Below are 20,212 nucleotides of genomic sequence, written 5' to 3'. Positions count from 1 at the left end.
CGGGGGTGAATTCCAACACCTGTTGTATTCCCGACAGGCGTTGGAATAATACCCTGGGAGGGTGACCGAACACCCGACCGTCAGCCCGCGCGCGCAGCGGACCCGCGCCCGCCTCCAGGACGCGCTGCTCGACCTCGTGGCCTCCCGCGACCTCGACCAGATCTCGGTGTCCGACGTCACCAAGCGCGCGGGCGTCAACCGCTCGACCTTCTACGAGCACTTCACCGACGCCCACGACCTCGCCGCGCACGCCTGCACCGCGCTGTTCGACGAGATCATCGCCGCCGCCCCCGTCGTCGGCCCGGGGTCCCCGCCGGAGGTGGTCGGCCGCGGCGGGGACGCCCTCGCCGAGCTCTTCGCCCGGATCGGCGAACGCGCCGACCTCTACCGCGCCCTGCTCGGCCCGACCGGCAGCGCCCGCGTCATCGACCACCTGCGCCGCCGCCTCACGATCGCCATCCACGTCAACTTCACCAGCCCGTCCGCCGCCAGCCACGCCGACGACCCGGCGGACATTCCCGACGACCCGACCTCCGCCCTCCTCGCCGGCACGCTCCTTTCCGCCGCCACCGACTGGCTGCACCGCCCCCGGCCCGAGTCGCCCGAGGAACTCGCCGCCCGCGTGGCCCCGGCCCTCGCCGCCCTCCTCCCGGGTCACCTCGGTCCTGATCTTCCGCCGCTCTTCGCCGAGCGGCCCGCGTCCGCCGCCGCACCGTCGGCGCGGCGCGGCCCGGCCGAGGCGCAGGGCTCGGAGGTCCCCGAAGGGCCCCGGACCCCGCCGCGGGCCGAGGTCAGGCACCGGCGCGGCGTGCTGCACGACAGGCTCCTCGACGCGGCGCTGCGCCTGTTCGTGGCGCGCGGCTACCGGGGCACCTCGCTCCAGGACCTGGCCACGGAGGTCGGCTGCTCCAAGGCCTCGGTCCTGTACCACTTCGCCGACAAGGAGGCGATCCTCCGCGAGCTGCTCGCCCCCGCCGTCGAGGAGATCACCGCGATGGCCGCGCGGCTCGCCCTCGTCCCCGACGAGCGGGTGGCCGAGGCCGTCGTCCGGGACTTCGCCGACATCGCCCTGCGCCACCGCCGCCAGGTCGGCCTCCTGCTGTCCGACGTGGCCGAGACCACCGGCGCCGTCCAGGTGGAGGACGGCCTGGACCTGGGAGAACTCCTCGTCACCTCCCTCGCGGGCCGCTCCGCCGACCCCGCGACCCGCATGCGCGCCTGGATGGCCCTGGGCACCCTCGTCATAGGCAGCGCCGGCAGCTCAAGCGTCCCCCTACCCCCCGACGAAGCCCGCCGAGCCCTCGTGGAAGGCGCCCTCCGCGTCCTCACCCCCGCCTGACACCCTCGCGCGCCGGGCGGGCCAGGCCCGGCGCGCCACGGTCGCTGTCCGTCGAGCCGAGTGGGGACCGCGGTGAGCACCCACGACGAGTTCGGCGGCCCGACGAGGATGAGCATCTGCCGAGGCGGCGGAAGGTCGGCCCGTCGATGTCCCCGCCGGTGGGTGCGTTGACCGCGGGGAACACGACGAAGCCGCCCGGCGGGGGACCACGGCCGTCATCGCCGCGACGGCGAGCGCCGCGGCGATGACGGAACCGGCCTTCCGGCGGGGTCAGGCGGGCTCGGCGGCGGGCTTGCCGCGGGCCGTGTCGGCGGAGTCGACGCCGGCCATGTAGTGGACGGCGCGGAAGGACAGGGCGGTGAAGGCGATGAGGCAGACGGTGACGATCCAGAGGCCCGGGCCGAGGGTGGAGCCGGTGGCGGTGACGAGCAGGGCGGCGACGAAGGGGGCGACGCCGCTGCCGAAGACGGTGCCGATGTTCTGGCCGAAGTTGGCGCCGGTGTAGCGGACGGGGGCGGGGAAGAGTTCGGCGATGTAGCTGAACGCGGGGGCCTGGACGAGGGCGCCGAGGAGGCTGAACGAGCCCATCACCACGATGAGCTGGAGCACGCCGCTCGCCGACGAGATGAAATGCAGCACCGGGAAGGAGACCACCAGGTACCCGATGAGCACGGCGACCAGCACGCGGCGCTGTCCGAACCTGTCGCAGAGGCGTCCGGCGACGGGGGAGAGCAGCGCGATCGGGACGCCCATCAGCGCGCTGGCGGCGAACACCTGCTCGCCGGGGATGCCGCGCTCGCCCACCAGGTAGGAGTGGAACCAGATCGCGGTGTTCGGCGCTCCGTTGGCGGCCATCGCGATGCCGCCCGCGATGAGCAGGTTGCGGCGGTGCGACCGGAAGATCTCGCGCAGCGGCGTCTTGACGACCTCGCGCTGCGCGGCGACCTCGGTGAACTCGGGCGAGTCCTCCAGCCGCGAGCGGATGAGCAGGGCGAAGACGGCGAGGGGCGCGGCGAGGAGGAACGCGATCCGCCAGCCGTAGGACGCCATGGCGTCGCCGCCGAGCGCGCCCGCGAGGATCGCGGCGACGACCGAGCTGACGGTGCCGCCCGCGAGCGCGCCCATGGGGGTGAGCGAGGCCAGGAGGACCCGCCGCGACCTGGGCACGGACTCCAGGACATAGGTGATGGACCCGAGCATTTCGCTGCCCGCGGAGACGCCTTGGCCGAGGCGCAGGATCACCAGGAGGATCGGCGCGGCGATCCCGAGGGTCTCGTAGGTCGGCAGCAGCGCGACGAGCGTGCTGCACAGGCCCATGAGCAGCACGCTGGCGACGAGCGCGGGCCGGCGGCCGTGCCGGTCGCCGATCCGGCCGAAGATGATGCCGCCGACGGGTCGGGCGACGAAGCCGGCGCCGAACACGGCGAGGCCGGTGAGCAGGGACGTCGAGGTGTCGTCGGCGGGGAAGAACAGCGGCGAGAAGTAGACGGTGAGGACGCCGTAGAGCGCGAAGTCGTAGTACTCGATGAAGGTGCCGACGAATCCTGCGAGGGCGGCCTTGCGGGCGGCCGGGGGCAGGGGTGCGCGGCGGGGATCGCGTGGCATGGGGGTCTCCCGAAGAGAGGCTGGCGCGTTCGACGCCTGCCGGTGGGGGGGTCTGTCGGGACGATCCCGGCCGAGGCAGCTCCGGTGACTCAGCTCACAGATCGAGAGATTTAAATCTAAGGAACGCCCTGCCGGGTCTGTCAAGCCCGTTGCGTTCTGCGCGCTTGGTGCGCAATGATGCGATAGATGGATGGATTTCGAAATGTTCTGCGTAGTGGGACGGCCCGGGGTATCGCATGAGACTTGCACTGCACATCAATGACTACGCGAGCTTCGGCGCGCCCCGGCAGATGGCCGGGGCGCTGGGTCGGGTGGCGCGGACGGCCGAGGACGCCGGGTTCGCCCGGCTGAGCCTCACCGATCATCTGTGGCAGATCAGCCTCATCGGCGAGGAGAACGAGCCGATGCTGGAGGCCTACACCGCGCTCGGCTTTCTCGCCGGGCAGACCCGGAAGATCGAGCTGCAGACGCTCGTCACCGCCGCGACCTACCGGGCGCCCGGCCTGCTGGCCAAGATGGTCACCACCCTCGACGTCCTGTCCGAGGGCAGGGCCTGGCTCGGCATCGGCACGGGCTGGAACGACGAGGAGGCCCAGGGCCTCGGGCTCCCGTTCGCCCCGCAGGGCGAGCGCTTCGAGCGCCTCGCCGAGACGCTGCAGATCTGCCTCCAGATGTGGGGCGACGACAACGGCTCCTACGTCGGCGAGCACTACAAGCTCGCCAGCACCCTGAACGAGCCGCGCCCCGTCTCCGCGCCGCGTCCGCGCGTGCTGGTCGGCGGCGGAGGCGAGCGCAAGACCCTGCGCCTGGCCGCGCGGTACGCCGACGCCTTCAACGTGTTCGGCGGCCCCGACGCCGGCCAGAAGATCACGCGGCTGCGCGAGCACTGCGCGGTCCTCGGCCGCGACCCCGCCGAGATCGAGAACACCGCGGTGCTGCCCGTCGCGGTCGACGAGCCCGGCGCCGTCGACACCCTGCTGGAGGAGCTGCGCCGGCTCCACGACCTCGGCTTCACGACCGTCTACTGCGCGCTTCCCGCCGTCGCCTCCCTCACCCCGCTGGAGACGCTCGGCGCGAAGGTCATCCCCGAGATCTCCCGGTGGTGAACGGCGCCCCGGCGCGCCGCCCGCGACATCCCCGACCGGACCCAGAGAGGAAACCCCAGTGAACGTCGAAGACCTGATCCTGGTGAGCATCGACGACCATGTGGTCGAGCCGCGCGACATGTTCGACGGCCATGTGCCCGAGAAGTACAAGGACCAGGCGCCCAAGTCCATCATGGACGAGAACGGCTACGAGAAGTGGTGGTTCCAGGGCGTCCCGAGCGCGTCCAGCAGCCTGAACGCGGTCGTCGGCTGGCCGAACGAGGAGTGGGGCCTCAACCCCTCGACCTTCGCCGAGATGCGCCCCGGCAGCTACGACATCCACGAGCGCGTCAAGGACATGAACCGCAACGGGATCCTCGCCTCGATGTGCTTCCCGTCGTTCGCCGGCTTCAGCGCCCGCTTCTTCCAGGAGGCCCAGGACAAGGACCTGGCCCTGATCATGCTGAAGGCCTACAACGACTGGCACATCGACGAGTGGGCCGCCACGTACCCGGGCCGCTTCATCCCGATCGCGCTCGGCCCCGTGTGGGACCCTGAGGAGCTGGCCAAGGAGGTCCGGCGGGTCGCGGCCAAGGGCGTCAAGGCCGTGACGATGCCGGAACTGCCGCACATCCAGGGCCTGCCGAGCTACCACGACCTGGAGTACTGGGACCCGTTCTTCCGCGCGGTCTCCGAGACCGGCGTCGTCATGTGCCTGCACATCGGCCAGGGCTTCGGCGCGATCAACGGCGCGCCCGGCGCGCCCGTCGACAACTTCATCATCCTCGCGACCCAGGTCTCCACGTTCGCCGCGCAGGACCTGCTGTGGGGCGGCGCGATGCGCAAGTACCCCGACCTGAAGATCGCCTGGTCCGAGGCCGGCATCGGCTGGATCCCGTTCTACCTGGACCGCTGCGACCGGCACTACACGAACCAGAAGTGGCTGGGCCACGACTTCGGCGGCAAGCTGCCCAGCGAGATCTTCAAGGAGCACTCGCTGGCCTGCTACGTCACCGACCCGACCGCGCTGAAGGTCCGCCACGACATCGGCATCGAGATGATCGCGTGGGAGTGCGACTACCCGCACTCGGACTCGATCTGGCCGAACGCGCCGGAGTTCGTCCTGGCCGAGATGCGCGGCTCGGGCGTGCCCGACCACGAGATCGACATGATCACCTGGCAGAACACCTGCCGCTTCTTCGACATCGACCCGTTCGCGGTCATCCCGAAGGAGCAGGCGAACGTCGGGGCGCTGCGCGCGCTTTCCCCTGACGTCGACACCACGGTGCGCTCCAAGCACGAGTGGCGCCGCCTGTACGAGCTCAACCACTCCGCCTGAGCGGGGTCCGTCGGCGCGCGGCCCCCGCCGCGCGCCGACGTGTCTCACAGGGCGAAGGAGTAGCCGCCGTTGACGGGGTAGGTCTGGCCGGTCACCCATCCGGCCTGCGGGCCGGACAGGAACGCGACCATCGCGGCCACCTCGTCGGGCCGTCCCGAGCGTCGGATCACGTACCTGCTGACGGACGGGGCGAGCTCGGGCGCGTCGGGCTCGCCTTCGGCCCGGTCGGGGCCGACGGTGCCGAGGGAGACGCAGTTGACGGTCACGCCGTGCCGGCCGACCTCGCGGGCCAGGGCCCGGCTGAACCCGGCGGCGCCCGCCTTGGCGGCGGAGTACGCGGCCATCGTGGACTCCCCGAGGCGTCCGGCGTCGGAGATGATCGTCACCACCCTGCCCCAGGACCGCTCGGTCATCGCGGGCACGAAGGCGCGGGCGCAGTGCATCACCCCGTACAGGTTGACGCTCAGGAAACCGTGCCAGTCCTCGGGGCCGGTGGCGGTGAACGGGGCGAAATCGTCGCGGCTGGGGCCGCCGAGGCGGCCGGCGTTGCCCGCGTTGTTCACCAGGACGTCGACCGGCCCGAGGGCCTCGGCGGCGGCCATCACGGAGGCGAAGTCCGTCACGTCGAAGACGGCGGGGGAGGCCTTGCCTCCGGCGTCGCGGATCTCGGCGGAGACCGCCTCGGCGCGGGCGAGGTCGAGGTCGTTGACGAGGACGTCCGCGCCCCGGGCGGCCAGTTCCCGGGCGAGGACGCGGCCCAGCCGCTGGCCGGCGCCCGTCACGAGGGCGCGCCTTCCCGTGTGCGTCTGCTCTGCAGTCATGTGGGGGGCCTTCCTGTGAAAGTTATCAATCTATCGAACTATAGAGTACGATCACCCTGACCGCACGACTCGGCCGCGCCCTGCCGCCCGGCCGAGGGAAAGAGAACAGAGGGCACATGAGCGAACGCGACGAGAGCCTCATCCGGCCCGACATGCTGGAGATCGTCGGCAGGCCCTACCGCCGCCTGACGTCGTACCCGGTCGGCGCGTCCGACATCCGCCGCTGGGCGGCCGCGGTCCACTTCCCCGACAGGCCCCCCGCGCGCTACACCGACCCGGCCGCCGAGCGGGACCGCACCCTCGTGGCCCCGCTGGACTTCAACCCGTTCGCGTGGGGCGCCGCCGAGACCACCGGGACGGGCGTCGAGATCGACCTCGACCCGTCCTACCGCGCCTCCGGCGCCATGGAGCACTTCCTCGGCGTCCGCCCGCCCGAGCTGAAGCGCGCCCTCAACGGGGGAGTCGCCGCCGACTACACCGGCGTGCCCATGCGGCTCGGCGACGTCATCAGCACCACCACGGCGGTCACCGGGTACTCCGAGCGCACCGGCCGCCTCGGCCGGATGCTCATGACCGACACGGCCACCGTCTGGACCAACCAGGACGGCGACGAGGTCAAGACGTTCCGCATGACCCTCATCCGCTACTGAACCACCGGGAGGAACCGATGACCGAAACCGCAGTGCGCCCCCTCGCCGAAGGCACCGCAATCCCGGGCTTCACCCGGACCACGGGCCTGGAGATGTGGAACCGCTTCGCCGCGGTCAACGACGAGTACGTCGGCATCCACATGGACGACGAGGCCGGCAGGGCCGCGGGCTATCCCGGCGCCATCGGGATGGGCAACCTCATCTGGAGCTGGCTCCACCGGATGGCCGACGACTGGGCCCGCCCCCTGGGCGGCCGCCTGGAACACCTGGACTGCCGCTTCAAGGCCCCCGCCCTCAAGGGCGACGAGGTCACTTGCGGCGGCGTGGTCACCGCTCTGGAGACCGCCCGCGACGGCTCGACGGCCCTGACCGTCGCGGTCTGGGCCGACCGCCGGAACGGCGACCGCCTCGTCACCGGCACCGCCCGCGTCCTCGTGACCGGCTGACACGGGAACGAAGCGAAGAGAAGGCCCCTGGGACGGAATCCGTCCCAGGGGCCTTCTCTTCGTCGTGAGGGGCGGACCGGCGAGCGCCGGCCCGCCCCTCACGTCAGGCGCTGCGAGGATCGACCTCGAAGGCCTCGCTGCTGAAGTACAGCGGCGCGCCGAAGGAGTCCTCGGTGTTCGTGACGAGGAGTTCCGGGCGCGGGCGGGCGGTGCGGACGCCGTTGGCGTTCAGCCAGGACTCGGCGGCGTCGACATCGGTCACCTTGAAGCGCAGGCTGTAGATCATGTTGCCCCACCGGGCGACGTGGCGGCCCAGGTCGGAGTCGTCGTTCAGCGGCTCGACCAGTTGCAGGAGGCAGTCGCCCAGGCGCAGGACCTCGGACTTCGCCTCCAGGTCGGCGTCGGTGCCGGAGCGGATCGGCACGGCCTGCATCGTGTCGGCGTAGATCTTCACGGCCGACTCCAGGTCCTTCACGCCGAGGGTCACGCACTGGAACCGCTCAAGGGTGAGCGGGTGGGTGCGCCACATCTTCTCCAGCGACGTCCAGGTGTCCAGGTCGCGCGGGTCCGAGGGCATGTCCGTGCGGCACAGCTCGACCATGAGGCCCGCGGTGTCGCGCGGGCTCGGGAAGACGTAGGCGGTCTCCGGGTCGAACGTCTCGATCCGGCCGCCGCCGGGCTTGCCGATGTAGATGCCGGAGTCCAGCATCCGCTCGGCCAGGCCGACGAGGTCGTCGACCTTGTAGCCGACCGAGTGCAGGTGCCTGCCGAACTTCGTGTAGAACTTGCCGACCGGCAGCTTCGGATTGACCGGCGCGGCGGGCGACATCGTCTCGACGCACAGGTCGCCGATCATCAGGAGGGTCGCGTGGCGGTCCTCCCACGGCAGGTAGTTCGGTTCCTCGACGCCCATGTAGACGAACCCGCCGAAGACCCGCTCGTACCATTCGCGGAGTTCCTGTGCGTCGTCGGACATGTGCACGACGTGGACCATCCGGCCGATCCCGAAGTCGCCGGTCTGCTTGGGCTGCTGCCTCATCGCGTCTCCTCCTGAGCGGCCGGCTCGGCGACGGCCCATTCCAGTACGGGCGGCCGGGTCGCCAGGTCCATCGCCGCCGACGGCGTCAGCCGGCCCGCCTTGGCGGCCTCGCCCAACTGCGCGGCGGCGGTCGCCACATCGTCGTCGGCGAGTTCGTAGACGGTGAGGAACCTCGGCGGCTCGCCGGGCTCCGCCGCGACGCGGTAACGCACGACGCGGTCGATCGCCGGGATCGCGGCCCGGACGTCGGGGATGTGCACCTCGTCGTACCATCGCGCCAGCTCGGCGGCGCCGTCCGGCACCGGGCTGCTCCACGCGAGCAGCACTGATCTGCCCATCTCGGGCCTCCTTCTCGTTGGGTGTGCGGGGTGGTGCGAAGGCCTAGGAGGTCACGGCGGCGGCGGTGGCCGCGTCGGGCCTGCCGTCGCGGGTGCCCGGCCGGGAGCCGGCGAGGGCCGCGCAGACGGCCTCCCGGACCGCCGCCACGTCCTCGGGCACCACGGCGTCGGCGACGCCGAGCCGCAGCAGGTCGCGCGGGGTCACCCGCAGCGCCCTGGTCAGTTCGGGCGCGCGCCCGGCGTCGCGGTAGAGCACCGCGGCTCCGGCCTCCGGCCCGATGACGGAGAACACGGCCCCGTCCAGGACCAGCAGCCGGTCGGTGTGGGCGAGCGCCATCGCGCCGCCGCTGCCGCCCTCGCCGACCACGAGGCAGACGCTCGGGGAGGCGAGTTCGGCGAGGGCGAGCAGGGTCCGGGCGATCTCGGACGCCACCCCGCCCGCCTCGGAGTCCGGCCGGGGGTCCGCGCCGGGGGTGTCGACAAGGGTGACGACGGGCAGGCCGAGCCGGTCGGCGAGCCGTACCGCGCGCTGGGCGAGCCGGAAAGCGCCAGGGCCCGGCGCGCCCGGGGTTCGTCCGGCGAACCTGTCCATCGCGACGACGACCGCGCGCCATCCGCCGACGGCGGCGATGCCCGCCCGGACCGCCGGGTCGGACCCGCCGATCTCCACCCAGGAGTCGGTGAGCCACGCCGCCCACTCCAGGCCGGACGGCCGGTGCGGGCCGCGCGCCCGCAGCAGGTGGTCGTAGGGGTCGGGCCGCGCGGGGCTCGGATCGGGCGCGGCGGGGCGGCCGGGCGGCAGCGCGAGCGGGAACCCGTCGGCCGCGCCCACCGCCGACGCGAGCCACTCCCAGCAGCGTTCCGGCGGGACGATCGCGTCGACGAGGCCGTTGGCCAGCGCCGACTCGGCGGTGTGCGACGTGGGCGGCGGGAACGCGCCGGTCACCTCGGCGACGACCCGGGGGCCGCCGAACCCGATGGTCGCGTCCGGCTGGGCGGCCCGCAGGTCAGTCAGCGACGCGAACGAGGCGAAGACGCCGCCGGTCGTGGGGGAGCGGAGGTAGGCGGCCGAGCGGAGGCCCGCCGCGGTGTGCCGGGCCGCCGCCGAGACCGTGCGCGGCATCTGCAGCAGAGAGATCATCCCCTCCTGGAGCCGCGCGCCGCCCGTCGAGACGGTCTGGACGACCGGGATCCCGGCCGCCGCCGCGCGGTCGAAGGCCCGGACGATCCGGACCCCGGCGACCGCGCCCATCGTGCCGCCCGACCTGCGGAAGTCGCAGTCGATCCAGGCGGCCGGGGAGCCGGCGAGGTCCACCAGGGCGGTGCGGACCGACTCGTCGGACGCGGCGGGCGCGGTGTAGCCGGGGAACTCCAGGACGTCGGCCGAGCGCAGGTCGTCATCCCAAGACTCGACGACCTCGACGACCTCGACGACCTCGACGGGGCACCGCGGGGGCGGGAGCGGATCAGCCGTCATAGGTGTAGAAGCCCCGCCCGGTCTTGGCGCCCAGCCAGCCGAGGCGCACGTACTGCTTGAGCAGAGGCGGCGGGAAGTAGCGCGGGTCCTTGTACTCCTCGTACATCGACGCGGCCATGTCGTGGACGATGTCGAGGCCGATGAGGTCGGACAGCCGGAACGGTCCCATCTTGTGGTTGAAGCCGAGGGTGATGACGGAGTCGATGGATTCCATGTCGGCGACGCCGCGCTCGAACGCGCGGATGGCGTCGAGGAGGTAGGGGACGATGAGGAGGTTGCCCACGAAGCCGGGCACGTCGTTGACGAGGACGGGCGACTTGCCGAGGCTCGTCGCGAACGCCGTCAGGGTGTCGATGCAGTGCTGCTCGGTGACGGGAGTCCTGATGACCTCGACCAGCCGCATGGCCGGGACGGGGTTGAAGAAGTGCAGGCCGACGACCTGCTCGGGCCGGGAGGTCGCGGCGGCGAGGATGACCAGGGGGATGGTGGAGGTGTTGGAGGCGATGAGCGTGTCGGGGCCGACGAGGCGGTCGATCTCGCCGAGCAGCCGCTTCTTCAGCTCGACGTCCTCGTAGACCGCCTCGACCACGAGGTCGGCCTTGGTGATCTCGGTCAGGTCGGTGGTGATGCGGAAGGCCGAGCCGGCGCGTTCGGCCTGCTCAGGGGTGATCTTGCCGCGGGCGGCGGTCGCGTCGAGACCCGCGCGGATGCGCGCGCGGGCCGCCTCGGCGGCGGTCTCGGAGGTCTCGACGCCGACGACGTCGAGGCCGTTCTGGGCGGCGAGCTGGATGATCCCGCCGCCCATCGTCCCGGCGCCGATGACGGCGATCTTGCTGATGTCCATGATGTCTGCCTCGGAAGAAGGTGAGCAGGGGAGGGCGGCCGTGCCGGCCTCGGCGCGGCAGGTTCCGGCGCGGCCGGGGCCGGGTTCAGGGGCCTGGCGTCAGGGGACCTCGACGATGACGGCGCCGCCCTGGCCGCCGCCCGCGCACATCGTGGCCAGGCCCCGGCCGCCGCCGCGGCGGCGCAGCTCGTGGACCAGCGTGGTGACCATGCGGGCGCCGGACGCGGCGATCGGGTGGCCGAGGCTGCATCCGCTGCCGTAGATGTTGACGCGGGCCTCGTCCAGGCCGAGGACCTTGCAGGCGGCGACGGGCACCGAGGCGAACGCCTCGTTGATCTCCCACAGGTCGATGTCGGCGACGGCGAGGCCCGCCTTGTCCAGGACCTTCGTCGCGGCGTCGATCGCGCCGACCCCGGTGTACTTCGGGTCGACGCCGACCGAGGCCCAGGCGCGGACCGTGGCGAGGGCGGTCAGGCCCTCGGCGCGGGCGAGGTCGTCGGCGACGACGGCGAGGGCCGCGGCGGCGTCGTTGGAGCCGCAGGCGTTCCCCGCCGTGATGGAGTAGCCCTCGATCTCGGGGCGCAGCGGCTTCAGCGCGGCCATCTTCTCGGCGGTGGTCGTCGCCCGGGGGTGCTCGTCGGCGGCGAACTCGACGACCTCGCCGTCGGGCCGGGTCACCTTGATGGGCGCGATCTCGTCGGCGAACAGGCCGACGGCGGTCGCGGTGACCGCGCGCTGGTGCGAGCGCAGTGCCCAGGCGTCCATCTCCTCGCGGGTCAGGCCGTACTTCTGGGCGACGTTCCAGCCGACGGTCAGGTCGGTGAAGTCGTTGGCGTCGTCGGTGTAGGGGAACGTCGGGGGCGTGCGGCGCTCGGGGGAGTGCGGCGGGGCCCAGGTGAGGGCGGGGCCGAGGGAGGAGGAGTTGGCGCCGCCCGCGACGACGGCGCGCTCGGATCCGGCGCGGATGCCGGCGGCGGCGAGGCCGAGGGCGGTGAGGCTGCTCGCGCAGTGCCGGTTCACCGCGACGCCGGGCACGCGGGTCATGCCCGCGGCGACCGCGGCGTGGCGGGCGAGGTCGCCGCCGCCGTACAGGGTCTCGCCGAAGATCACGTCGTCGAACCGCTCGGCGGCGAGGCCGGAGCGGCGCACCGCCTCTTGCAGGACGTGGAGGGCGAGGTCTTCGGCGGGGGTCGCGGCGAGCGTGCCCTTCCTCGCGGTTCCGATGGGGGTGCGGACCGCACTGACGATCACGGCTTCGGGCACGGGGCCACCTCACAGCTTCCTGGGGGTCGTGGATCGTCGCCGGGCGCGGCGCCGCCCGGCGACGACTCGAACCATAACCGATATTTCTAAAGTCGTAAATGTATCGATGGTCGCAGTTCGGACGGGACGCCGGTGATCGCGGACACCGATGCGCGCCGCGAGGGCCGTCTGCCGTACGGTGGGAGTTGCGGGCAGCCGCCCCCACAAGGGCGCCGTCCCGCGCGGACCTTCAGGAGACGATGTGCCCAGGCAGCCGACGGACGGGGACGCCCCGGCCGGGCGCGCGCGCCCCGCCACCAGCGCCGACGTCGCCAGGCGCGCCGGGGTCTCCCGCGCGACCGTCAGCCATGTGCTGAACAACCAGGTCGAGCGGTTCAGCGCCGAGACCGTCGAGCGGGTCCGCGAGGCGGCCCTGTCCCTCGGTTACGTCCGCTCCGCCGCCGGGCGCGCCCTGGTCATGGGCCGCAGCGACTTCGTCCTCCTCGTCGTCCCCTACACGACGTTCACCAACGTCCAGGAGGTCATCGAGGTGCTGTCGGACGAGGTCGAGAAGATCGGCCTCAGTCCCGTCGTGCACTTCAGCGTCCCCCGCTCCCGCAGCGAGACCTCCAGGCGGCTCCAGCACATGGTCGAGACGCTGCGCCCGGCCGGGGTGATCGACCTGGGCGGCCTCTCTCCGCGCGACATCGAGTTCGTCGCCGAGACCGGCTGCTTCATGGTCGCCGGCGAAGGCCAGCCGGATTACAACACCGCGATCGGCGAGTTCCAGGCCACGCATCTCAAGGCGCGCGGATACGGGACCCTCGCCTACGGCTTCCTGTCCGACGCGCGCGACGACCCCTACGGCCAGATGCGCGCCGACGCCGTCGCGGCCTTCTGCGCCCGCGAGGCCCTCGCGCCGCCGCTGTACCTGCGCGTTCCCCTGGAGCAGGAAGGCGCGCGCAAGGTCCTGGCGGAGGCGCTGCCGCGCACCGGCGTCCCCCTCGGCCTGGCCTGCTACAACGACCTCGTGGCCCTCGCCCTCGTCGACGCCGCGCAGTCGCTGGGCCTGCGCGTCCCGCACGACGTCGCGGTGATCGGCGTCGAGAACGCCCCCTTCGGGCAGGTGATGACGCCCCGCCTGAGCACGGTCGCGGCCGACGTCCCCGCCTCGCTCGGCCACATCATCAGCGCGCTCGAGGAGCGCTTCGGCGGCTCCGGCGCCGCCGCCTTCAAGCGGAGCACCGCGGAGGAGGCCTTCCGCGTCCTCCAAGGCCAGACCACCTGACCGGCGCTTCCCCCATCCGGAGAATTCCGGGGCGGGGCAGCTTCCGCCCAGCCGTTGACACGTGTCACCAGAGGTTCGTAGGGTGAGCCGCGTCGACGAAGACAGCTTCGCGGGGCCACCCCACCCCGCGGGCCCGTGCTGGCGAGGAGGCTGGCCGATGGCGCTGGACGGACAGGTCGATGTGGTCGTCGTCGGATTCGGCGTGGCCGGAGCCGCGGCGGCGCTCGCCGCGGCGCACGCGGACGCCCGCGTGCTGGTCCTCGACCAGGACCCGCTGATCGAGCGCAGGATCCCGGTCCGGCGCGCCCCGCGGCCCCGCGAGCTGCTGCGCGCGGGCCTGCGCGCCGCGGCGCGGGAGGCCGGAGTCCAGGTGCGCGCGCAGGCGCGGGCGCACGAGCTGCTCGTCGCGGGCGGGGAGGTGTGCGGGCTCGGCTATGCCACGCTGTCTTCGCGGGCGGCCTTCGGACACCGGTGGCTGCGCAGGATGGGCGGGCTCGCCACCGCGCGGACGCGCCCCGTGCTCGCCAGGGCCGCCGAGGCCGTGTGGGAGGCGGGCTTCGACGTCGCCGAGGTCGACTGCCGGTCGGTCGTCCTCGCGATGGACTCCCGGCACTGGGAGTTCGTCGGGCCCGCGACCTGGTCCGCCGCGCACACGGCCCGTGCCGAGGCGGCGGCTCCCGCCCTGCGCTCGCGCTGGCCCGAGTTCCCGGCCGACGGCCCCACACCCGAACTCGCCGTGCGCGCCTGGTGCGCCCGGGGCGACGGCTCCCTGAGCGAGGTGCGGAGCGAGCTGGGCGTCGACGAGGAGACCGGTGCGATCCTCGTGGACGGCCGTCTCCCGGTCCCCGGTCTCTACGCCGCGGTCCGGACCTGCCGCGCGCACGCCGCCGACCCGGGCGCCCACGCCGTCATGACGGCGGGCCGCAGGGCCGGGAGCTGCGCGGTGAACACCGACGGCAGGCACGGTGCCCGCATCCAGGCCGTCGGGTGACGCTCAGCGCCCGCGGAAGCGCGGCGCCCTGTTCTCGCGGAAGGCGGCGATGCCCTCGTGCAGGTCGGACGTGGTCATGGTGACGGGCTGGGCGAGGGCCTCCCACTGAAGGGAGGCTTCCAGGCCGGCCGCGGACTGCTCCAGTCCGGTCTTGGTGAGGCGCAGCGCGATCGGGGCCGCCTCAGCGATCCGGGCCGCGACGTCGAGGGACTCCTGGAGCGCGTCGTCGCCGACCCCCGTGACCAGGCCCCAGTCCAGCGCCTGCGCGGCGGGGATCTCGCGGCCGGTGTAGAGCATCTCGCGGGCGCGGGTGACGCCGACGGCTTCGGGCAGCAGCCATGTCGAGGCCATGCCGCCGTGGGTGCCGCGGTAGATGAACGGGACGCTGAAGCGCGCGGTGCGCGCGGCGTAGCGCAGGTCGCAGGCGAGGGTGAGGCACACGCCCGCGCCGACGGCGGGGCCGTTGACCGCGGCGATCACCGGGAAGGGCAGGGCGCGGGGGCGCAGCCAGCTCCGGTAGAAGGGCAGCATCCGCTCGCGCAGGCGGTCGATGGTGACGTCCTCGGCCGCCCCCTGGTCGAGCCAGGACAGGTCGGCGCCGGAGCAGAACGAGCTGCCCGCGCCGGTCACCACGAGGACCCGGGTCTCCCGGTCGGCCGCGACCGCGTCTATGGCCAGGTCCCAGGCCCGGGTCATCTCCTCGGTCATCGCGTTGCGCACGCCGGGGAGGTTCAGCGTCACCAGCCGGACACCGGGTCCGGGCTCGCTGAGCACCACCGCGCCGCTGGGGGCGGACGCCATGAACGGGTCCCTTCCGCGTCGTGGGCAGACGTGCCGTCGGCGCCGTCGCTACCAGGTGAGGAGCCCCGCGGCCCCGTCGGCGTCGCCCGAGGCGGCGGCGAGGCGCGCCTGCTCGGCGCGCACGGGGGCGGCCGGTTCGGCCGGCGCCGGGGCCTCGACCAGGCGGGGTCCGGGAGCCAGCTTCCACAGCTCGTCGATGACCTCGCGCAGGACCTCGTGGCGCAGCGTGTAGAAGTAGTTCCTGCCGCGCTTGCGCACCTCGATCAGCCCCGCCTGGGTGAGGATCTTGGTGTGGTAGGAGATCGTGGTCTTGGAGACGGGCAGCGTGTCCTCCAGGACACTGCAGGCGAACTCCTCCTCCTGCGCGATCTGCTGGACGATGTTCCATCGAATCGGGTCGCTCAGCGCTTTCAGCACTTCCGTCGTCGCGACGGTCTCGCGCGGCATGGCCGCCCCTCCTCTCGACCGGGTCAGCAGCCGACGCTTTCATTCATCGGCAACCATGAACTTATCTCAACGGAAAGCATACGACCCCGGTTCACGGAGTGACCCCTCCCACAAAGGTGATCTTTCCTGCGGAAAGTTATCGCTTCTGCACACTTCCAGATACTTCGATAGATTGACAAGTGTTGGTCACCGGTGTTCAGTGAGGGCGTTCCCCCTGGGGCACCCGGGCCGACGCGTGTCCGCACCCGCGTCCGGGCGCCCTTCGCGCGCAAGTGAGAGGAGTCGCGATGGAGCTGGAGCTCTCGTCGGACCAGAAGCTCTTCCAGACGTCGGCCAGAAGGCTCCTCGAAAAGGAGTACCCGCTCGACCGCATCCGGGCCATGAAGGACGCGGAGCCCCGCTGGAGCCGGGGCTGGTGGCGGCAGGGCGCCGAGCTGGGCTGGGCCGCCGCGATCGTGCCCGAGGAGCTGGGCGGCGGCAGCGTCTCCGGCGAGGGCGTGCGCGACCTGGCCGTCCTCGCCGAGGAACTCGGCGCGGGCCTCGCCCCCGGCCCCCTCCTGCCCGTGAACGTGGTCCTCGCCGCGCTCGTCGAGACGCACGGGGCCGGGCCCGACCACGCCGAGACGATCGAGGCGCTGGTCGCGGGCGAGCGTGTCGCGAGCTGGGCCGTCTACGAGCCGGACGGCGAGTGGTCGCCGCTGGCCCCCGCCGTCACCGCGGCCCCCGACGGCGCCGGCTACGTCCTCGACGGCCGCAAGGACCGGGTCCAGGAGGCCGAGCAGGCCGACCTGCTGCTCGTCACGGCCCTGACCCCCGACGGCGTCGCGCAGTTCCTCGTCCCGGCCGACGCCGACGGCGTGGCGATCACCCCGCAGTGGAACGTGGACCTGTCCCGCTCCTACGGCGAGGTCGCCTTCTCCGGCGTCCGCGTCGGCGCGGACGCCCTCGTGGGCGCCCCCGGCGCGACCGACGTGATCGAGAGGCAGCTCCAGATCGCCGTCGTCATCCAGTGCGCCGAGGTCTGCGCGGTCCTGGAGCGGGTCTTCGCGATGGCCGTCCAGTGGGCCTTCGACCGCTACTCCTTCGGCCGCCCCCTGGCCTCCTACCAGGAGCTGAAGCACCGCTTCGCCGACATGCGCACCTGGTTGGAGGCCTGCCACGCCACCACCCAGGCGGCCGCCGCCGCCGTCCAGGAGCGCTCGCCGGAGGCCGCCGAGCTGGCCAGCGTCGCCAAGTCGTTCGTGGGCGAGAAGTCCCTGCTCATCGTGCAGGACTGCGTCCAGATCCACGGCGGCATCGGCGTCACCTGGGAGCACGACCTGCATCTCTTCCTCCGCCGCACGACGGTCGACCAGGCCCTGTACGGGACCCCTGAGGACCACCGCCTGCGCCTCGCCGACCTCGCCTCCCCGAAGGGCTGATCCGTATGACCGACACCATGGAGAGCACCGGCATGGAGAGCGTCGAGTCCTTCCGCCTGCGCGCGCGGGCCTGGCTCGCCGCGCACATGCCGCGCGTGAGCGCCGCCGCCCCGGTGGAGCTGGCCGAGGACGACATCGGCGACTGGCTGCGGGCCCGCGAACTCCAGCAGATGCTCCACGCCGGGGGCTTCGCCGGAATCTGCTTCCCCGCGGAGTACGGCGGCCTCGGCCTGACGCCGGCGCACCAGCGGGCGTTCAACGAGGAGAGCGCCGGCTACGAGTTGCCGCTGGCGCTGAACCTTCCCTCGTTCGCGATCTGCGCGGCGACGATCCTCGACTGCGGCAGTGAGGAGCAGAAGCGCGACAGGATCGGCGCCGCCATCCGCGGCGAGGAGATCCTCTGCCAGTTCCTGTCCGAGCCCAGCGGCGGCTCCGACCTCGCCGGCCTGATCACCCGCGCCGACCGCGACGGCGAGAACTTCGTCATCAACGGCTCGAAGACCTGGAGCACCTCGGCCTACGCCGCCGACTGGGCGCTCTGCCTGGCCCGCACCAACTGGGACGTGCCGAAGCACCAGGGCCTCACGATGTTCCTCATGCCCACCAAGGCCCCGGGCATCACCATGAACCGGGTCCGGATGGTCAACGGCTCCCTGGAGTTCTGCGACGAGTTCTTCGACAACGTCGTCCTGCCCGCGTCCGCGGTCGTCGGCGAGGTCGACGGCGGCTGGGCCGTGGCGTCCCGCCAGCTCTTCCACGAGCGCAACTCGATGGGCGGCGGCTCGCCCTACGTGAGCGGGCAGCGCGATCGCGGCGGAATGTCGCACACGACCCCGTTCGAGGTCGCCGCCGTGTCGGGCCGGAGCGCCGACCCGCGCGTGCGTGAGCTGGTCGGCCGCAGCATCGCGATGGAGAAGGTGGCCGAGCAGACCGCCGCGCGCGTCACGCGCGGCATCGCCGCGGGCCTGCTGCCGCCCACCGCGGCCTCCCTCCTGCGCCTGCTGCACGCCGAGTACGCCCAGCTCAACGACGACCTGTCGGTGCGGATCGCCGGATCGCGGATCGGCTTCGGCTCGGGCGCGGAGCAGGGCGTCACCGGCCGGGCGTCCATCGGCTACCTGATGCGCCAGGGCGGCAGCCTCGGCGGCGGCAGCACCGAGATGGCGCGCAACGTCATCAGCGAACGCGTCCTCGGCATGCCCCGCGAGACGGCGCTCGACCGCGACGTCCCGTTCAACCAGGTCAAGCGCGGACGCTGAGGGGGACTTCGAGATGAACCTCGCGATGATCCTCGACATGGTCGCCGACGGCATGGCCGACCGCGTCCTCGTCGGGGATCCCGAGACCGGGCTCACCGGATCCGCGCTGCGCGACAGGGCCAGGGCCGGCGCCGCCGAGGTCGCCGGGCTGGGCGCGCGGCGGCTGGTCTACCTCGGGCCGAACGGGCCCGCGTTCCCCGTCGCGCTGTTCGCGGCGAGCCTCGCGGGCGTGCCGTTCCTGCCGGTGAACTACCGGCTGGGCGACGACCAGCTCGCCGACATCATGGGACGCCAGGAGGCCCCCCTGGTCGTCACCGACACGCCCGAGCGGGTGCCGGGCGCGCCGACGCTCGGGATCGCCGAGTTCCTGGCGCTCCCCGAGGCCGGCGCGGCGGGCGACGCGGCCGCCACGACCGATCCCGCCTCCGTCGCGGTGCTGCTCATGACCAGCGGCACCACGGCCGCGCCCAAGAGCGCGGTGCTGCGCCACGAGAACCTCACCGCCTACCTGTTCGGCTCGGTCGAGTTCGCGTCCGTGCCCGAGACGGACGCGACGCTGGTGAGCGTGCCGCCGTACCACATCGCGGCCGTCGCGAACGCGCTGTCGAACCTCTACAGCGGGCGGCGCATCGTCTACCTCGACCAGTTCACCCCGGCCGGATGGCTGGACACGGTCGAAGGCCAGCGCGTCACCCACGCGATGGTGGTGCCGACCATGCTCGCCCGGCTCGTCGCCGAGCTGCGCGCCCGCGACGCCGAGGGACCGGCCTGCCTGAGGTCGCTGTCCTACGGCGGGGCGAAGGTCGCGCCCGAGGTCATCGAGGAGGCGCTGGCGCGCTTCCCGGAGACCGGGTTCGTCAACGCCTACGGGCTCACCGAGACCGCGTCGTCGATCGCGGTGCTGGGCCCCGACGACCACCGGGCCGCGGTCTCCGCCGCGGATCCCGCGACGCGGGCCAGGCTCGGCTCGGTCGGCCGCGCCCTGCCCTCGGTGGAGATCGAGGTGCAGGACGAGGCCGGATCCGTCTGCGCCCCCGGCGTCGTCGGCGACATCGTGGTGCGCGGCCCGCAGGTCGCGGGGGAGTACCTGGAGGCGGGCAGCAGGGTCCGCGCGGACGGGTGGTTCCCGACCCGCGACCGCGGCTATCTCGACGCCGAGGGCTACCTCTTCGTCCGGGGCCGCGCCGACGACACCATCATCCGGGGCGGCGAGAACATCGCCCCGGCCGAGATCGAGGACGTCCTGAGCGGCCACCCTGCCGTCCGGGAGGCCGTCGTCGCGGGCGTTCCCGACGTCGAGTGGGGCCAGCAGATCGCGGCCTTCGTCATCGTCCGGCCCGGCGCGTCCGTGGCCGCCGAGGAACTGCGCGCCTGGGTCCGCGACCGCCTGCGCGGCTCCAAGACGCCCAGGTACGTCGAGTTCGTCGCGGAGTTCCCGGTGAACCCGACCGGCAAGGTCCTGCGCCGCGACCTCGTGGCCCTCGTCCGCACCGAGGCGCAGGCCACCGCCTAGCCCCCTGACGGGCTCCCGACGCCCTCTCCGGCAGACGTGCGCATGCCGGAGAGGGCGTTCGTGCTGCGATGCTTCGAACACCATCGAAATATTTTTCAAGAGCCGTCACATGAGGTCTTGCTCACTAAATAGTTCGATGGATATTGTTCTATCGAACCGAAGTTCACCGGGACGCCGCGGCAGCGGCCCCGGAACCGGTCCCGTCCGCCCCTTCCGATTCCGCAGTCTTCGTCGCCCCCAAGGCCGGCGTGAGGAAGTCGAGGTCTC

19 protein-coding genes are annotated in these 20,212 nt (G+C 72.7%); 10 read left to right on the top strand and 9 right to left on the bottom strand.

Annotated features, from left to right (window positions below; translation table 11 throughout):
- The first annotated feature begins 61 nt into the window (after nt 1-61).
- Nucleotides 62-1,339 carry a TetR/AcrR family transcriptional regulator gene (locus ACYVOM_RS16940; RefSeq protein ID WP_460304334.1) on the top strand — a complete coding sequence of 426 codons (1,278 nt, stop codon included), beginning with the start codon at nt 62-64 and terminating at the stop codon, nt 1,337-1,339.
- A gap of 270 nt (nt 1,340-1,609) precedes the next feature.
- Here ACYVOM_RS16940 and ACYVOM_RS16935 read toward each other — a convergent pair whose 3' ends face one another.
- A complete protein-coding gene (locus tag ACYVOM_RS16935) occupies nt 1,610-2,944 on the bottom strand; it encodes an MFS transporter (RefSeq protein ID WP_460304333.1) in 1,335 nt (444 codons plus the stop codon).
- A 236-nt stretch (nt 2,945-3,180) separates the two neighbouring features.
- Between ACYVOM_RS16935 and ACYVOM_RS16930 the strand changes: the two genes are divergently transcribed.
- Nucleotides 3,181-4,050, top strand: a complete 870-nt coding sequence (locus ACYVOM_RS16930) for an LLM class F420-dependent oxidoreductase (RefSeq protein WP_460304332.1) — start codon at nt 3,181-3,183, stop codon at nt 4,048-4,050.
- Between the two features lie 58 nt (nt 4,051-4,108).
- Entirely contained in the window at nt 4,109-5,368 is a 1,260-nt protein-coding gene (locus ACYVOM_RS16925) for an amidohydrolase family protein (RefSeq protein WP_460304331.1), read from the top strand.
- A 44-nt stretch (nt 5,369-5,412) separates the two neighbouring features.
- Here the strand turns inward: ACYVOM_RS16925 and ACYVOM_RS16920 are convergent, their stop codons facing one another.
- Entirely contained in the window at nt 5,413-6,189 is a 777-nt protein-coding gene (locus ACYVOM_RS16920) for an SDR family NAD(P)-dependent oxidoreductase (RefSeq protein ID WP_460304330.1), read from the bottom strand.
- Between the two features lie 116 nt (nt 6,190-6,305).
- Here ACYVOM_RS16920 and ACYVOM_RS16915 point away from each other — a divergent pair, with 116 nt between their 5' ends.
- Together ACYVOM_RS16915 and ACYVOM_RS16910 are read left to right on the top strand one after the other, a co-directional pair.
- On the top strand, nt 6,306-6,839 hold the full coding sequence (locus ACYVOM_RS16915) for an FAS1-like dehydratase domain-containing protein (protein ID WP_460304329.1): 534 nt from the start codon (nt 6,306-6,308) through the stop codon (nt 6,837-6,839).
- 17 nt (nt 6,840-6,856) lie between these two features.
- A complete protein-coding gene (locus ACYVOM_RS16910; protein ID WP_460304328.1) occupies nt 6,857-7,285 on the top strand; it encodes a MaoC family dehydratase in 429 nt (142 codons plus the stop codon).
- 103 nt (nt 7,286-7,388) lie between these two features.
- On the opposite strand, the gene ACYVOM_RS16905 is transcribed toward ACYVOM_RS16910, so the two are convergent.
- The 5 genes from ACYVOM_RS16905 to ACYVOM_RS16885 all read right to left on the bottom strand — a co-directional run bounded on the left by ACYVOM_RS16905 (nt 7,389) and on the right by ACYVOM_RS16885 (nt 12,246).
- Nucleotides 7,389-8,324 (bottom strand): VOC family protein, encoded by a 936-nt coding sequence (locus ACYVOM_RS16905; protein WP_460304327.1) that lies wholly within the window; start codon nt 8,322-8,324, stop codon nt 7,389-7,391.
- On the bottom strand, nt 8,321-8,662 hold the full coding sequence (locus ACYVOM_RS16900) for a hypothetical protein (protein WP_460304326.1): 342 nt from the start codon (nt 8,660-8,662) through the stop codon (nt 8,321-8,323). Before ACYVOM_RS16900 ends, ACYVOM_RS16905 begins: the two co-directional genes overlap by 4 nt.
- Nucleotides 8,663-8,705: 43 nt before the next feature.
- Nucleotides 8,706-10,139, bottom strand: coding sequence for a carboxyl transferase domain-containing protein (locus ACYVOM_RS16895; RefSeq protein WP_460304325.1), 1,434 nt, complete (start codon nt 10,137-10,139; stop codon nt 8,706-8,708).
- On the bottom strand, nt 10,129-10,983 hold the full coding sequence (locus tag ACYVOM_RS16890) for a 3-hydroxyacyl-CoA dehydrogenase family protein (RefSeq protein ID WP_460304324.1): 855 nt from the start codon (nt 10,981-10,983) through the stop codon (nt 10,129-10,131). Before ACYVOM_RS16890 ends, ACYVOM_RS16895 begins: the two co-directional genes overlap by 11 nt.
- Before the next feature lie 99 nt (nt 10,984-11,082).
- Complete coding sequence (locus tag ACYVOM_RS16885) at nt 11,083-12,246, bottom strand: thiolase family protein (protein WP_460304323.1); 1,164 nt, start codon at nt 12,244-12,246, stop codon at nt 11,083-11,085.
- Between the two features lie 241 nt (nt 12,247-12,487).
- Between ACYVOM_RS16885 and ACYVOM_RS16880 the strand changes: the two genes are divergently transcribed.
- The gene (locus ACYVOM_RS16880; RefSeq protein ID WP_460304322.1) at nt 12,488-13,513 is read left to right on the top strand and encodes a LacI family DNA-binding transcriptional regulator; all 1,026 of its coding nucleotides are present in this window, start codon (nt 12,488-12,490) and stop codon (nt 13,511-13,513) included.
- A gap of 157 nt (nt 13,514-13,670) precedes the next feature.
- Nucleotides 13,671-14,504 carry a hypothetical protein gene (locus tag ACYVOM_RS16875; protein ID WP_460304321.1) on the top strand — a complete coding sequence of 278 codons (834 nt, stop codon included), beginning with the start codon at nt 13,671-13,673 and terminating at the stop codon, nt 14,502-14,504.
- Between the two features lie 3 nt (nt 14,505-14,507).
- On the opposite strand, the gene ACYVOM_RS16870 is transcribed toward ACYVOM_RS16875, so the two are convergent.
- Both ACYVOM_RS16870 and ACYVOM_RS16865 read right to left on the bottom strand, forming a co-directional pair.
- Complete coding sequence (locus tag ACYVOM_RS16870) at nt 14,508-15,305, bottom strand: enoyl-CoA hydratase/isomerase family protein (protein WP_460304320.1); 798 nt, start codon at nt 15,303-15,305, stop codon at nt 14,508-14,510.
- A 48-nt stretch (nt 15,306-15,353) separates the two neighbouring features.
- A complete protein-coding gene (locus ACYVOM_RS16865) occupies nt 15,354-15,752 on the bottom strand; it encodes an ArsR/SmtB family transcription factor (protein ID WP_460304319.1) in 399 nt (132 codons plus the stop codon).
- Nucleotides 15,753-16,039: 287 nt separating this feature from the next.
- Here ACYVOM_RS16865 and ACYVOM_RS16860 point away from each other — a divergent pair, with 287 nt between their 5' ends.
- The 3 genes from ACYVOM_RS16860 to ACYVOM_RS16850 are packed head-to-tail and all read left to right on the top strand — an operon-like array spanning nt 16,040 to nt 19,945.
- Nucleotides 16,040-17,173 carry an acyl-CoA dehydrogenase family protein gene (locus ACYVOM_RS16860; protein WP_460304318.1) on the top strand — a complete coding sequence of 378 codons (1,134 nt, stop codon included), beginning with the start codon at nt 16,040-16,042 and terminating at the stop codon, nt 17,171-17,173.
- A 5-nt stretch (nt 17,174-17,178) separates the two neighbouring features.
- A complete protein-coding gene (locus ACYVOM_RS16855) occupies nt 17,179-18,432 on the top strand; it encodes an acyl-CoA dehydrogenase family protein (protein WP_460304317.1) in 1,254 nt (417 codons plus the stop codon).
- A gap of 13 nt (nt 18,433-18,445) precedes the next feature.
- Nucleotides 18,446-19,945 (top strand): class I adenylate-forming enzyme family protein, encoded by a 1,500-nt coding sequence (locus tag ACYVOM_RS16850; RefSeq protein ID WP_460304316.1) that lies wholly within the window; start codon nt 18,446-18,448, stop codon nt 19,943-19,945.
- The last annotated feature ends 267 nt before the right edge of the window (nt 19,946-20,212 follow it).

Source organism: Actinocorallia aurea, assembly GCF_054783995.1.
Note: the sequence above shows the minus strand (reverse complement) of the source record. Positions and strands in the feature narration are given on the sequence as shown.